The sequence below is a fragment of the Ruminococcus sp. 5_1_39BFAA genome (assembly GCF_964240875.1).
Lineage (GTDB): Bacteria > Bacillota > Clostridia > Lachnospirales > Lachnospiraceae > Blautia_A.
The window spans coordinates 39280-53056 of sequence record NZ_CAXSVO010000009.1 but is presented as its reverse complement, the minus strand read 5'-3'; the positions used below and the strand labels follow the sequence as shown (position 1 = coordinate 53056).

16 protein-coding genes are annotated in these 13777 nt (G+C 40.8%); 8 read left to right on the top strand and 8 right to left on the bottom strand.

Annotated elements, in window-relative coordinates:
* Nucleotides 1-325 precede the first annotated feature (325 nt).
* Nucleotides 326-799, bottom strand: coding sequence for a sigma-70 family RNA polymerase sigma factor (locus ACESZH_RS11430; RefSeq protein WP_373215626.1), 474 nt, complete (start codon nucleotides 797-799; stop codon nucleotides 326-328).
* Nucleotides 800-1443: 644 nt separating this feature from the next.
* Here ACESZH_RS11430 and ACESZH_RS11425 point away from each other — a divergent pair.
* From ACESZH_RS11425 to ACESZH_RS11390, 8 genes are all read left to right on the top strand, one after another.
* Nucleotides 1444-4494: an SrtB-anchored collagen-binding adhesin gene (locus ACESZH_RS11425; RefSeq protein ID WP_373215625.1), complete on the top strand. Its 3051-nt coding sequence runs from the start codon at nucleotides 1444-1446 to the stop codon at nucleotides 4492-4494.
* Between the two features lie 236 nt (nucleotides 4495-4730).
* Nucleotides 4731-5057 (top strand): YdcP family protein, encoded by a 327-nt coding sequence (locus ACESZH_RS11420; protein WP_042741781.1) that lies wholly within the window; start codon nucleotides 4731-4733, stop codon nucleotides 5055-5057.
* A 15-nt stretch (nucleotides 5058-5072) separates the two neighbouring features.
* Nucleotides 5073-5456 carry a YdcP family protein gene (locus tag ACESZH_RS11415; protein WP_373215624.1) on the top strand — a complete coding sequence of 128 codons (384 nt, stop codon included), beginning with the start codon at nucleotides 5073-5075 and terminating at the stop codon, nucleotides 5454-5456.
* A 168-nt stretch (nucleotides 5457-5624) separates the two neighbouring features.
* A complete protein-coding gene (locus ACESZH_RS11410; RefSeq protein WP_003061262.1) occupies nucleotides 5625-6212 on the top strand; it encodes a helix-turn-helix domain-containing protein in 588 nt (195 codons plus the stop codon).
* Nucleotides 6213-6420: 208 nt separating this feature from the next.
* Nucleotides 6421-7815 (top strand): FtsK/SpoIIIE domain-containing protein, encoded by a 1395-nt coding sequence (locus ACESZH_RS11405; RefSeq protein WP_003062524.1) that lies wholly within the window; start codon nucleotides 6421-6423, stop codon nucleotides 7813-7815.
* 183 nt (nucleotides 7816-7998) lie between these two features.
* Nucleotides 7999-9300 (top strand): MobT family relaxase, encoded by a 1302-nt coding sequence (gene mobT, locus ACESZH_RS11400; RefSeq protein WP_373215623.1) that lies wholly within the window; start codon nucleotides 7999-8001, stop codon nucleotides 9298-9300.
* A 68-nt stretch (nucleotides 9301-9368) separates the two neighbouring features.
* The gene (locus ACESZH_RS11395; RefSeq protein WP_109215129.1) at nucleotides 9369-9662 is read left to right on the top strand and encodes a transposase; all 294 of its coding nucleotides are present in this window, start codon (nucleotides 9369-9371) and stop codon (nucleotides 9660-9662) included.
* 32 nt (nucleotides 9663-9694) lie between these two features.
* Nucleotides 9695-10582 (top strand): IS3 family transposase, encoded by an 888-nt coding sequence (locus ACESZH_RS11390; RefSeq protein ID WP_373215622.1) that lies wholly within the window; start codon nucleotides 9695-9697, stop codon nucleotides 10580-10582.
* Nucleotides 10583-10854: 272 nt separating this feature from the next.
* Here the strand turns inward: ACESZH_RS11390 and ACESZH_RS11385 are convergent, their stop codons facing one another.
* From ACESZH_RS11385 to ACESZH_RS11355, 7 genes are all read right to left on the bottom strand, one after another.
* Complete coding sequence (locus ACESZH_RS11385; protein ID WP_373215621.1) at nucleotides 10855-11274, bottom strand: hypothetical protein; 420 nt, start codon at nucleotides 11272-11274, stop codon at nucleotides 10855-10857.
* An 8-nt stretch (nucleotides 11275-11282) separates the two neighbouring features.
* Nucleotides 11283-11501, bottom strand: coding sequence for a sporulation initiation factor Spo0A C-terminal domain-containing protein (locus tag ACESZH_RS11380; RefSeq protein WP_227976556.1), 219 nt, complete (start codon nucleotides 11499-11501; stop codon nucleotides 11283-11285).
* Nucleotides 11502-11643: 142 nt separating this feature from the next.
* A complete protein-coding gene (locus tag ACESZH_RS11375) occupies nucleotides 11644-11958 on the bottom strand; it encodes a helix-turn-helix domain-containing protein (RefSeq protein WP_002584939.1) in 315 nt (104 codons plus the stop codon).
* 161 nt (nucleotides 11959-12119) lie between these two features.
* Nucleotides 12120-12485: a hypothetical protein gene (locus tag ACESZH_RS11370; protein WP_373215620.1), complete on the bottom strand. Its 366-nt coding sequence runs from the start codon at nucleotides 12483-12485 to the stop codon at nucleotides 12120-12122.
* A 9-nt stretch (nucleotides 12486-12494) separates the two neighbouring features.
* Nucleotides 12495-13067 carry a hypothetical protein gene (locus ACESZH_RS11365; RefSeq protein ID WP_373215619.1) on the bottom strand — a complete coding sequence of 191 codons (573 nt, stop codon included), beginning with the start codon at nucleotides 13065-13067 and terminating at the stop codon, nucleotides 12495-12497.
* A 230-nt stretch (nucleotides 13068-13297) separates the two neighbouring features.
* Nucleotides 13298-13537, bottom strand: coding sequence for a hypothetical protein (locus ACESZH_RS11360; protein WP_002584942.1), 240 nt, complete (start codon nucleotides 13535-13537; stop codon nucleotides 13298-13300).
* Nucleotides 13538-13550: 13 nt separating this feature from the next.
* The gene (locus ACESZH_RS11355; protein WP_132094161.1) at nucleotides 13551-13763 is read right to left on the bottom strand and encodes a LexA family transcriptional regulator; all 213 of its coding nucleotides are present in this window, start codon (nucleotides 13761-13763) and stop codon (nucleotides 13551-13553) included.
* Between the last annotated feature and the right edge of the window lie 14 nt (nucleotides 13764-13777).

Sequence of the window (13777 nt, the reverse complement as noted above, 5' to 3'; positions counted from 1 at the left end):
GATCACAACCCAAATGCTCACGCACGCAGGCTCCGACAGTTCATAGGTTTGCCGGTTACAGACTTTTCACAGTCCGCAAGTGTATCGCACCCTATACAGATCGTCGCATCATCAACCTGCCAGTTGATTTTCGGTCAGTGCTTATTCGCTCGTCCGATATTCATCAGAGTCGTGGCGGCAGTTTCCTTGTGCTCCCTGCATAAGATGTCACGTCAGTTACTACTGGATATTCAGCTGTCAATGTACTTTTGAGGAGTTCTTAAAACTCTCTCTAATTACTAAATTCAACTGACTTACCTGGATGCAAAAAAAATCTGCTGATTTTTCAAAAAATATTTTCCTGATACATTCTCCGCATCTTGTTTAAAATTGCATTCAGCTTGTACGCCAGAACCTGCCGGGACACTCCCATAATCTTTGCCAGCTGTACCTGCGTTTTATTCTCAAAATAAATGCCATAAATAATCATCCGTTCTTCTGCATCCAGCTGATTAATTACCTTATGGATATCTCGTCTCTCCACACTGCTGATCACGCTGTCTTCCACATCACAGCTATAGTCCGGAAAATCCTCGATAGAGAATTCATAATCCTGTCCATTTGTCTCGCTGTAAGGGATTTCCCGCAGTTTCCGTTCAACAACCTCACCTTTTTCATTCTTAATTTCGATCTTCCTTGGCTGGCTGCTTCGGTAAAAATTATTCATGGCATAAGCCACTTCCTTTGTGATTTCAATCATCTTTCCATCTACATTTGCGTAGTATTTCCCGTCGTATTTATATGGATGTTCAATATACATATCCGTCCTCCTGAATTTGAAATTTGTTTGTTAGTTTCAAATTCAGAAGGCGGTCCTCTGATCTGGTTCATGCCTGCTCCACCAACTACTGCCAGGTAAAACCTGCAGGTATTGGCTGAAAAATTCAGGCACGAAAAAAAGCCCCAGTAGTCTTTTTTAACTACTGAGGCTTCCGTCTCTCAAATTTAATTCAGTTTTCTATGCCTTCTTTCATCAGCATAACCATTGTATCAGAGCAAAGTTCAGAAAGTGTCCGTTTACGGGGCTTAAAAGTTCATTATTCTCATTGGATTGTACACATTTTCAAGGGAAATGTTCACTTACTCTTTTCCCCCTAACAGTTCATCCATTTTTTATCAGAAAAACACAATAAAAATCTGATTATCCGCTAAAACACAGTATCTATCAGCATTTTCAAGGAAACAAACACATCAATTTACTACTTATTTACTACCATTGAATGAGCCTTGATACGCAAGTTTTCCTAGATATGCAAAGATATGGTACAGCACATCAGTATTGAAACAAGAAAAATTGAATAACTCATAGACTATGGAACGCCTAAAATGACGTTCCTTTTCTATTTTCAGCCGTTCATTATGGACGGTTATTTTATTACCAAAAATGAAAGGAGCATTAGATTTATGAAAAAGATGTTAAAACGATTGTGTACGGGCTTCTTAGCTCTTGCAACTGTCGTTACTGCTTTGCCGACTACACCCGTTCATGCAGAAAGTAAGCAATACTGGACGGAGTCAAAAGAGCGTGTCGGTATCGTTGAAAAAGTAATGAATGACGGTTCGATTGGTTCTACCTTTAATGAGGGACATTTGACCGTTGAGGGCGAGGACGCTTACTGTATCGACATTAACACAGACTTTAAGAATGGCTACAAGACCAGAGCTGACGCAAGCACCCGTATGAGTGCCGACCAGATAAGCGACGTTGCCTTATCTATCGAATATGTAAAACAGTACACAGACAGCCACAACGGAATAAGCAAAAACCACGCCTACCTTTTAAGACAGCTTGTTGTCTGGCAGAGATTAAGCGTACATCTTGGCTGGCAATGCGATAACGTGCGAGCTTCTTATGATGAAATTCCAAAGGCAACGCAGGACGAAGTTTTCGCTGGTGCAAAAGCCTTTGTCAAAGAGAATAAAGGACGCTATGAATGTGGCGGTTATATCTACTCTGGCGAGGGGCAGGAATTGGGACAATTCTGGGCGAAACTCAATGTTGGAAATGCGAAACTTCAAAAGACTTCCAGTAATACCAGCATTACAGACGGTAACGGGAATTACTCTATCGCTGGTGCGACATACGGTGTCTTTGCTGATAAGGACTGCACGAAACAGCTTGCCACCCTTACGACTGATGAAAACGGAAATACAGATGTCGTAGAGGTAAAGGCTGACACAGTCTATATCAAGGAATTATCCGCACCGGCAGGATATAAGGTTGATACAAATATATATTCCTTAAAGGTTGAAGCTGGAAAAACAGCGACCTTGAATGTATCTGATATACCGAAAGTAACAGACACTTTGATTGAACTCTTCAAGATTGATATGGAAACACAGAAAGACAATCCGCAGGGGAACGCTTCTTTAGCAGGTGCGGAATTTACATGGAAGTATTATACTGGCTTCTACAATAAAGACAATCTCCCTGCCGAAGCTACAAGAACATGGGTTACAAAGACAATCGCCGAAACAGACAGCGACGGTACAATCCATTATGTTACAAAATTAGCGGACACATACAAAGTATCTGGCGACAGTTTCTATATGCAGGACGGCAAGGCAGTTCTTCCACTTGGAACACTAACCGTAGAAGAAACAAAAGCTCCAAACGGTTACTTGCTGGACGGTGCATATATGCAGGCTGGCGATAAGTCCGAACAGATTAAGGGCTTATACCTTACACAAATTACAGAGGACGGCGACCTTGCCGTACTTACTGGAAGTAACCAGTTTTCCGTATCAGACAAGGTTATCCGTGGCGGTGTCAAAATTCAGAAACGAGATTTAGAAACGGGCGATACAAAGCCACAAGGAAGTGCTACTTTGAAAGATACTGCCTTTGACATCATTTCCTTAAATGATAATGCGGTATTGGTTGAGGGCAAGCTATACAAGAAAAATGAAGTGGTAAAAACAATCCATACAGACATTGAGGGTGTCGCTTCTACTTCCGCTGACCTTTTACCTTATGGAAAATTCCGTATCGTTGAGAGTGAAGCTCCAAACGGATATTTGACAGACGGTGCAAAACCGATTGACTTTGCAATCACAGAAAACGGAAAAATTGTGGACTTAACTTACGAAGCCCATTCTATCTATAATCAGATTAAGCGTGGCGATATTGAGGGCGTGAAAATCGGTGCAGGCACACACAAGCGTCTTGCTGATGTTCCCTTTAGGATCACAAGCAAGACGACGGGAGAAAGTCATGTCGTGGTAACTGATGATAACGGGCAGTTCTCCACTTCTGCTGACTGGGCTTCTCATAAGCACAATACCAACGCAGGAAAGACCAGCGAGGACGGTGTATGGTTTGGAACTTCTGAACCAGACGACAGCAAAGGTGCATTGCCTTATGATACCTATATCATTGAGGAATTACGCTCTGACAGCAACAAAGGTTTTGAACTTATCCCACCATTTGAAATCGTGGTATCAAGAAATAACCTTGTGATTGATTTAGGTACTTTGACTGATGAATACGAAAAAGAAATCTCTATCCATACCACAGCGACCAGCAAGGACGGCGAAAAGACAATCCTTGCTGGAAAAGAGGTAACAATCGTTGATACCGTCAAATTAGACGGACTTACAAAAGGCACAAAATATCAGCTCAAAGGCTGGCAGATGTTAAAGGAAGAAAACGCTGAACTTGTCATTGACGGAAAGCGTGTAGAAAATGACTATACCTTTATTGCTGATGATGAAGCTATGAAAGTGGAAATTGCTTATACATTCAATGCGTCCGAGCTTGGCGGTAAAAATCTTGTAACCTTTGAAGAATTGTATGATTTAAGCAATCCAGACGAACCCGTGAAAGTTGCGGAACATAAAGACATTGAGGACGACGGACAGACGGTACTTATCACAGAGCGTATCATCAAAATTCATACGACTGCTACCGATAAGGACGGCAACAAAGAGCTTGAAGCTGGAAAAGAGGTAACAATCATTGATACCGTAACTTTAGAGGGCTTAGAAGTCGGCACACAGTACAAACTTGTAGGCTGGCAGATGTTGAAAGAAGAAAATGCAGAGCTTCTTATCAATGGAAAACGTGCGGAAAGTGATTACACCTTTACCGCAGACAGCGAAACTATGAAAGTGGAAGTTGCCTTTACCTTTGACGCTACTTCTCTTGACGGTAAACAGCTTGTAACCTTTGAAGAATTGTACGATTTGAGCAATCCAGACGAGCCGAAGAAAGTTACCGAGCATAAGGACATTGAGGACGAGGGACAGACAATTACCTTTAAGGAAAAACCCGAAGTCCCAGAAGAACCAGAGAAACCCGAAACGCCACAGACACCAAATACACCGCATAAAACAGACAGTCCAAAAACGGGCGATAACACGAACCTTTACGGACTGCTTGCATTATTACTAACTTCTGGTGCTGGACTGGCAGGTATCTTCTTCTACAAACGCCGTCAAACGAAGAAATCATAAGGCGGTAACGATATGAGAAAAGAAAAATCACGCTCTCCGCCGATACCGTGTCGGCAGACTTACGCTTATTCTGGCTTGTCTGCCAACAACCTGCAAGAACACGGATAGTCAAGGGTGCGTAAGCATTTATTTTACCCTTTACTATCTGTGGGATTGCTGGTACTTCCCTAACCGCCAGAATAAGAAATCACAATCAAAAAACTTATCAAATATAGAAAGAAACGAGGTAAAACATTATGGAAATGAAATATGTCGTGCCAGATATGGCACAGTCTTTTGGAACTCTTGAATTTGCAGGCGAAAGCGACCATGTTTTTGAGAGAGATAAAGATAACCGCAGATTTTTCGCAAGAAGAAGCTACAACCTTTATTCAGATGTACAGAGAGGGGAAAATGTTGTGGTAGAAATTCCCGTGCAGGCTGGCGAAAAGCATTTCAAGTATGAGCAGAAAGTAAAACTTGTCAATCCGAAGTTATACGGCAGAGGTTACGCAATCGGGGATATGGGACATACCGATTATGTGTTGCTTGCTGATGATATTGTAGCAGTTGAAGAAAAGTAAAGGAGTGGAAACATTATGAGATTATCAAACGGATTTGTTATTGACAAAGAGAAAACATTTGGAGAATTAAAATTTACAGCGGTGCGTGATGTGTTCTTGCAGAATGAGGACGGGACACCGAGTACCCAGCTTAAAAAGCGTATCTATGATTTGAAGTGCAGTTTGCATGGTGGAATTATCCCCGTGTCTGTACCGCCAGAAGTACCAGTAAGGGAATTTCCGTACAATGCAGTTGTGGAGCTTGTCAATCCAGTAGCAGATACGCTATCACGAAAAACCTATACGGGTGCAGATGTGGACTGGTATGTAAAGGCAGAGGATATTGTGTTGAAGAATAAAGGCAATCAGAACGCAGGCAATCCACAGAACCATGTACCGCAAGGACAGATGAAAAAATAAATGTGAGCCCATATTTTTCTTGTAACTTATATATAGAACCGATATAATTAGTTGAAAAGTTCTGTTTTAAGCCATGTAAAACTATTTTGACAAGGGAAAATGGCAATGTCAAAGGCTTTTGACAGACAAAATAGCTATATTCATATACAATAAAGGAGAAGATTCAAGATGGATATTGGATTACAAATCAAAAAATTTAGGGAACAACAAAAAATTTCTCAAGAAGAACTGGCTCTTAAAATATTTGTTTCAAGACAAACAATTTCTAACTGGGAAACAAATAAAAGTTGTCCAGATGTTAAAAGTTTAATTACTTTATCTAATATCTTCAATGTGTCTTTAGATAATTTTATAAAAGAAGATATAAAGGAGATGAGGGAGATTGTAGAAAAAGCAACTATTAAAAAGTTTAATGTGATAAGTGTAGTTTTCCTAATTGAATTGATAGTCGTAGCCATAAGTGCCTATCCTTTATTTAGTATTAAGGGAAATATAGGAATTATTATTTGGTTATGCTTGTTTGCAATAACGCTCTATACGGCAAGTAAGATTGAAAAATTCAAAAAGAGCCATGACATTCAAACCTATAAAGAAATTTTGGCATTTATTGACGGAAAGCAATTAACGCATGATGAAACACAACAAGAAATAGGAAAAAGAAATTATCAAAAAATCATATTTGCATTCATTGCAGGTGTAATCGCACTTATTATATGTTTTGTTGTAATTTTTATTTGCCAGCATTTAACAAATTAAAAGGGAGGAGAAATCATGGAATTTTGGCTTATTATGATTGGCTTTATAGTTATGGGCGGAAGTTGTTCATTAGCAGGTACTTGGTGGGATAGAAAAAATAAAAAAGATAAAAAAGAAGAAAAGAAACAATAAAATTTACACTTTATTGTTGATTAAGCAGTTAGTCTTAGGATTGACTGCTTTTTTCATACCTAGAAAGGATTGATTTATGCGTATGATTTGGAACAAAGGACACCGTATCAGAGCCAGCGACAAGCACCTTGTCTACCACTTTTCCATAGGGACGCTTCTGTTTGTATTCATGGCGGTTCTTCTGCTACTGAACATCAAACAGCTCATGCGTACCGACTGGGAACATTTCAGCTTGTTAGAAAACGGCTTGACGCTTTCCCCTTACAACTTCATAACTGTGCTGATAGCGACTGGTGTTTGTGCATTGGTCGCTTTTCTGTATTACCGCTTCTGTTACGACAGTTTCAAGAAGCTATTGCACCGTCAAAAGCTGGCACGAATGATACTGGAAAATAAGTGGTATGAAGCCGATACCGTACAAGACAGCGGTTTTTTTACTGACCTGCAAAGCAGATCAAGGGAAAAAATCGTCTGGTTTCCAAAGATTTATTATCAAATGGAAAAGGGATTGCTCCATATCCGCTGTGAAATCACGTTAGGAAAATATCAAGACCAGCTTTTACGGTTAGAGGATAAATTGGAAAGTGGCTTGTATTGCGAGCTGACCGACAAGACCTTACATGACGGCTATATTGAATACACCCTGCTTTATGACATGATAGCAAACCGCATTACCATTGATGAAGTATGGGCAGAAAACGGCTGTCTTAGGCTGATGAAAAATCTTGTGTGGGAATATGACGCACTCCCTCACGCTTTGATTGCTGGTGGGACTGGTGGCGGTAAAACTTATTTTCTGCTGACGCTCATTGAAGCCTTACTGCATACCAACGCTGTCCTTTATATCTTAGACCCAAAGAACAGCGACCTTGCAGACTTGGGAACAGTCATGCCTAATGTCTATCACACCAAAGAAGAAATGATTGATTGCGTCAATGCCTTTTATGAGGGCATGGTACGGCGAAGTGAGGAAATGAAGCAACACCCGAACTATAAGACGGGCGAAAACTACGCCTATCTGGGACTTCCACCCTGCTTTCTTATCTTTGATGAATATGTAGCGTTTTTTGAAATGCTGGGGACAAAAGAAAGCGTGAGCTTACTTAGCCAGTTAAAGAAAATCGTTATGTTAGGGCGACAAGCAGGTTATTTCCTTATTGTTGCCTGCCAGCGTCCAGACGCAAAGTATTTTTCAGATGGTATCAGAGATAACTTCAATTTCCGTGTGGGACTTGGGCGTATCAGCGAATTAGGTTACGGTATGCTGTTCGGTTCAGATGTGAAAAAACAGTTTTTTCAGAAGCGTATCAAGGGGCGTGGCTATTGTGATGTGGGAACAAGCGTCATAAGTGAGTTTTACACGCCTTTAGTCCCAAAAGGACATGATTTTTTACAGACTATCAGCTCTCTTGCACAAGCAAGGCAGGACGGGACGGCGACGTGCGAAGCGAAAGGCGACGGCACGGACTAGCCGTTGCTGGTGTGGCGTCAGCCACGCCAGCAGGTAAAACCCCTCGGTATCTAACAGAGGGGTACGTTTGCAAATAGACAATAGACAAAAAACATAGGAAACATAAGGCTTCTGGCATGGTTTCCTAGCAAAAATCGGCTGTGAAGTCGTCTTAAAAAACTTCACACTTGACAGATTGGGGGTATGGTTCTGAATGAAGAACAATGGATAAAAGAATTACGGGAGAAACGGATTGCTTACGGTATCTCACAAGGCAGACTGGCGGTGGCTTCTGGTATCACAAGGGAATATCTCAACAAGATAGAAAGCGGAAAAATGAAGCCGTCAAAAGAACTTCTGGAAACTCTGCATAAAGAACTGGTAAGGTTCAATCCAGAAGCACCACTTACCATGCTGTTTGATTATGTGAAAATTCGTTTTCCCACGCTTGATATACAGCACATCATCAAAGATATATTAAAACTGAATATCAACTATATGCTCCATGAAGATTACGGACATTACAGTTATACGGAGCATTATTCATTAGGGGACATCTTTATCTATACGTCGGCTGACGAAGAAAAAGGTGTCCTTTTAGAGTTAAAGGGGCGTGGTTGCCGACAGTTTGAAGGTTACCTGCTGGCACAGCAAAGAAGCTGGTATGACTTTCTCATGGACGCACTCATAGACGGTGGCGTGATGAAGCGTATCGACCTTGCTATCAACGACCATACGGGAATTTTGGATATTCCAGAGCTTGCGGAAAAATGCAGGAAACGGGAATATATCGGAAAGTCCAGAAGCTATAAGTTTTATCAGTCGGGCGAGCTTATCAAGCACAGAGAGGACGACAGAGAATATATGGGACGCACCCTTTATCTTGGTTCGCTGAAATCAGATGTGTATTTCTGTATCTATGAAAAGGACTATGAGCAGTACGTCAAGTTAGGGACACCTCTGGAAGAAGCTGACATTATCAACCGTTTTGAGATACGGCTTCGCAATGAACGTGCTTACTATGCAGTACGAGATTTGCTGACGTATTATGACGCAGAGCAGACTGCCTTTTCTATTATCAACCAGTATGTGCGGTTTGTTGATGAAGAACCAGACAAGCGAAAAAATGACTGGAAGCTCAATGACCGCTGGGCTTGGTTTATCGGCGATAACAGACAGAGCTTGAAGCTGACGACAAAGCCAGAGCCTTATACTTTAGACCGCACATTGCGTTGGGTACAAAGGCAGGTAGCACCGACCTTAAAAATGCTGAAAAAGATTGATAAAGGAACTGTTATCAAAGAGCGTCCGTTATCTTCTGGTGCTTCTGATAAGAAAGCGACCCAGTCGGCACAGCCAGTACATAGGCAGAATGTAGAAAAAGTGGTATCGCAGGAAACACGCCAGAATTACACCAAAGACCGCAGGACAAAGGTTCAGCAGACCACAGAGAAAACTCGTAACCTTGTAACGAAGAAAGGACAGATGGTGTTAGAATATAAATAGTACAAAATAAACATGACCATTTTCAATAAATAGTATATGATAGTCATAGATCAAGGAGGAGAATGGTTATGGCAAAAGGTACAAAATATTCCCAACAGTTTAAAGAGGATGCGGTACAGTATCGCTTAGATCATCCGGAACTGCCACTTCGCAAGGCTGCGGAGAATCTTGGAGTCAGCGAATCTGCACTGAAAAACTGGATGAAAGCAGCAAAGGAACATAAAGGAGAGGTTCCTACCCGTGGTTCTGGAAATTATGCAAGTGAGGAAGCGAAAGAGATTGCCAGATTGCAGCGTGAATTACGAGATACGAAGGATGCCCTTGAAGTGTTAAAAAAAGCAATCAGTATTCTGGGAAACTGACAAAAGCTCTTTACACAGCTACTTCTGAGTACGTGAAAGAAATCAAATCCCTGCCCGTGAAACGTCAGGTTTCTGTCAGCGGAATACTGAAAAAATTAGGCGTTTCACGTTCGGGTTACAATGCATGGAAGAAACGGGTTCCTTCGGACACGTCTGTTCGCCGTGCAGTTTTAAAAGAAAAAATTCAAAAGATCTACGAGGAATCCCATCAAAACTACGGTGCTCCTAAAATTACTGCAGAATTGCGAAAATCCAGGGAATATGTTTCCGAAAAAACAGTTGGAAACTATATGCGTCAAATGGGAATCAAAGCCCATTGGGTGAAACCATATATCCAGACAACCATAGACTCTGATTTCAGCCAGAAACTCAAAAATATTCTCAACGAGGAATTCAATCCTGCTCATCCAGATGCTGTCTGGTGTTCAGATATCACTTATATTTGGACATTTGAAGGATTTGTGTATCTTACCAGTGTGATGGATCTGTATTCAAGAAAAATCATTTCCTGGGTGTTGAGTGAGACGCTGGAGGCATCCCACGTAGTGGAATGTGTTGAAAAAGCAAAACGTGTCAGAAATGTTGAAAAACCGTTGATCTTCCACTGCGACAGAGGATGTCAGTACGTATCGGAAGCATTTCAAAAAGCAACCATAGGTATGATTCACAGTTATTCAAAGAAAGCATATCCATGGGATAACGCCTGTATCGAATCTTTCCATGCACTTTTGAAGAGAGAATGGATCAACCGGTTTAAAATCTTTAATTATGCACATGCACATAAATTGATTTTTGAATACATCGAAACATTTTATAATACCGTACGCATTCACAGTCATTGTGGATATTTGTCTCCAAATGAATATGAGGAACAATATCTTGAAAACATCGAGGAGAATGCAGTAAAAATAGCAAGTTAAACTTCGCTCAGAACAGAGAAAATTGGTTACATTTAATTTGTACTTTTTCTTGACATAGGACCAAGAAGAAAAAATGAAACTGAAACATATCGCTATCATTGGCAGTCTGTTTCCTATCCTCTTTTCTCTGGTGCTTTTCTTTGGTGTCTTGATTAGTGCGGATAATTCCTTGATATAGACTGTGTCAGCCTTTACCTCTACGACATCTGTATTTCCGTTTTCATCAGTCGTAAGGGTGGCAAGCTGTTTTGTGCAGTCTTTATCAGAAAAATCTAAGGATTTTCCATCAGCTCTCCATCCACATACATCTGGAACTTTTCCGGATCATGGACAATATCATAGTCCATTCCCCATTCAACAGGCTTATATTCCACCACCATTACCGGCTCCTGCCCTTCTATCTCATCTTCCCAGAGATATACTCTAAGATTCAGGCTGGTGGCATACCCATAATCTGTAGAGAATCTAACAGACTGAAAAGAATTCTCCTTGCATTTTTTGACAAGGAGTTTTGCAAAATCCTCTTTATCTTTAATCTGTTTTCTGTTTGCAACAACAGTAAGTGTTTCATCCTGATTCATTTTCATACTGCTAATGACATCCGGCTCTCCTTCTTTATGTTTCTGCGCACAACCCGAAACAAAGGCTGCTGCCAATAACAGACATATTAACGCATACTTTTTCCTCTTCAATTTAATAATCACCTCTGTTCTGCTGATAAAGTACCTACTGCATAGTTAATTACTTCCTCCGGTGTTGGTCTATCCCCTTTTATTTTAACTTTGCGCCATTCTGCCTGTACCTCTGGATCCGTGTTATCATATCCGGCATCAATTGCTCTCTGGATTTCCGCATATACCTCTTCCGGAGTGGTATGGAATTTTTCAGCAACCTTCTCAAAAATAGTTTTTCTGTGCATTTTATATCTCCTCTTTTTGAATTAGTATTAGTTCTTTAGAACTACTATAGCACAGATAAAAACAAAACAGAATCCCCATTCGTTTGACAAATTGTGACAAAAACCGCAAAAAAAGAAGGGCTTCCGCCCCTCCTCATAAAAACTATTCTGTTAATGCCCTGACCGCTTTGATGATTTTCTTCTGCTCTTCTTTTGGAAGTTTCCCGATCATTTCTGATAATTCATTCGTCACACCAGTTACAGAATGTGCCACAACATCTATCAGAAGTGAATCTGCAGAAACTTCCAGAGCGTTGGCTATCGCAACAAACGTATCCAGTTTTGCGGCTTTCAATCCCCGCTCAATCACACTTACATGTGTCGGACTCAGTTCCACCATGGCAGCCAAATCTTCCTGTGTCAGACCTTTTGCTTCCCTTGCCATCTTAATTCTCTGTCCTACAGCTTTCAGATCCATCGCAGCACCTCCTTTAGAACTATTTTTCGGTCTAAAGTTAGTATAACTACCGCCTGTTCCGATATACAGAAGCTGTAAAACAAGTTATCGTTCTATAGAACTAATGCAGGGTTTATTCCATAAAATAATTCATTGATAGATGCAAGAAGGTATCTTATTTCCTAACAATCTTCTGTACAGTATCGGCTGATCAGATGCATCCAGCTTGTATATTTATTTTTCTGGCATACTTTCTGACAAACAGGATTCTGCATCAATGTAGAAAACATTTTCTCATAATCAAATTCCCACGCATAGCCTTTTAAATGCTTTTCGACTGCTTTCTTATCAGACTGTTTCAGTTTCCATACCAAACGCTGGATTTCTCCTTCATGAAGGTTTCCAACATTTCTGCATATGTACCGAAAAAATTTCAAGGTAGCATACTCATCATGCCATTTCTGTTTTTTATTCTGAACTTTCCTCTCTGCCTGCTGATCCCGGATAATATCGTCGGCAATCTTTACCATTGAATTTTCGTATCTCATCTCACTCACCTACTCTTCTTCCACACCCAAGGAGGGTTTGAATCTTTTGTTTTTTGCCTGCGGCACTACGATCTCGTAAAAGTAGAAGCCAAGATACCGCAATGCCTGTTTCTTCATTTTATAAAAAGAAGTCCTTCCAATGCCAAGTTCCTGCTGGACTTCCACATCTGTTTTATTGTAATGGCTGCAAAAACAGGAATGGATAATCTCGCTGAGCGTTACTCCATCCGGAGCATAATATTTTACCAACGTTATACCCCGGTAAACCATATCCGACAACCCATATATGACCATCAGATTATTCATCTCGTGTTTCAGTTTTGTCACATTCAGCTGTTTCCCGTAAATATCAAGATAACTCAACGCATATGCCATATCCTCATTGATCTTCTCCTGGCATTCCATTTCCAGTTCTTCCAGTACCATCTTATTTTCCAAAATCAGTTTCTGGTAATTCACCATCAATGCCTTTATGTCTTCATAATGCCTGTCCATGCTTACTTCCAGATAATCCTGTGCATGGGTTGCCATCTGGAACGTAATCTCTTTCATTGATTTAATTGCATAATCTCTGTCTGTCATAAATCTTTATTTCTCCTTATCAACAATCACACTAACTGGTAGGTCTTGCAGACCAGTCCGCCTTCCCCATGATTTTGATGGAAAGCAATCTAAATTACTCTTTGCAGGATCCATATTCCAAATGGTATTTGTGGGGAACACCGGCTGATCAGAATACGGATCCTTATGTAAAACCAACGGGATATAAAGGGAAAGTGACTATCTCCGCCGGTTAATATTCTTCTTTTTAATTATGAAATCTTCCTTTCCATGAACCATTTGTCCACTTCAAAAAACAAATGGCTTTCCTTTCCCTGTACCATACAGGTGTACATCGTACCAACACCGCCTGCTTTTCTGCTGGCACATCGTTCAATCTTAAGCACTTTATCAATCTTGTATTTTCTGCCGTCTTCCCAAACAAATAAGATTGGAATCAGGCAGCCTTCCTTACTGAACTCTGCTACCACATCAACATATACCTTATTCACACCGCCACCTCCATCACAGGATTTCGATTGCTCTTGGAGATGCCGGAACTCTCCGGATATATCCACTTTTCTCTAACTGCCTGATTCTGGAAAATACTGTTGATGTTGAAGCAACTCCCAGTAATGCCCCCAGTTCCCTGACCGTTGGCGGAAATCCATGCTCCTCGGTAAATCTTACAATGCACTGATAGCTTTCTTCCTGTTTTCTGGTTAATGTCTGTTTCAAATCTATCCCTCCCA

What these genes read in the sequence shown, in the direction of transcription:
- ACESZH_RS11430 (WP_373215626.1), bottom strand. Translation starts at nt 799, where the DNA reads ATGTATATTGAACATCCATATAAATACGACGGGAAATACTACGCAAAT.
- ACESZH_RS11425 (WP_373215625.1), top strand. Translation starts at nt 1,444, where the DNA reads ATGAAAAAGATGTTAAAACGATTGTGTACGGGCTTCTTAGCTCTTGCA.
- ACESZH_RS11420 (WP_042741781.1), top strand. Translation starts at nt 4,731, where the DNA reads ATGGAAATGAAATATGTCGTGCCAGATATGGCACAGTCTTTTGGAACT.
- ACESZH_RS11415 (WP_373215624.1), top strand. Translation starts at nt 5,073, where the DNA reads ATGAGATTATCAAACGGATTTGTTATTGACAAAGAGAAAACATTTGGA.
- ACESZH_RS11410 (WP_003061262.1), top strand. Translation starts at nt 5,625, where the DNA reads ATGGATATTGGATTACAAATCAAAAAATTTAGGGAACAACAAAAAATT.
- ACESZH_RS11405 (WP_003062524.1), top strand. Translation starts at nt 6,421, where the DNA reads ATGCGTATGATTTGGAACAAAGGACACCGTATCAGAGCCAGCGACAAG.
- mobT (WP_373215623.1), top strand. Translation starts at nt 7,999, where the DNA reads ATGGTTCTGAATGAAGAACAATGGATAAAAGAATTACGGGAGAAACGG.
- ACESZH_RS11395 (WP_109215129.1), top strand. Translation starts at nt 9,369, where the DNA reads ATGGCAAAAGGTACAAAATATTCCCAACAGTTTAAAGAGGATGCGGTA.
- ACESZH_RS11380 (WP_227976556.1), bottom strand. Translation starts at nt 11,501, where the DNA reads ATGCACAGAAAAACTATTTTTGAGAAGGTTGCTGAAAAATTCCATACC.
- ACESZH_RS11375 (WP_002584939.1), bottom strand. Translation starts at nt 11,958, where the DNA reads ATGGATCTGAAAGCTGTAGGACAGAGAATTAAGATGGCAAGGGAAGCA.
- ACESZH_RS11370 (WP_373215620.1), bottom strand. Translation starts at nt 12,485, where the DNA reads ATGAGATACGAAAATTCAATGGTAAAGATTGCCGACGATATTATCCGG.
- ACESZH_RS11365 (WP_373215619.1), bottom strand. Translation starts at nt 13,067, where the DNA reads ATGACAGACAGAGATTATGCAATTAAATCAATGAAAGAGATTACGTTC.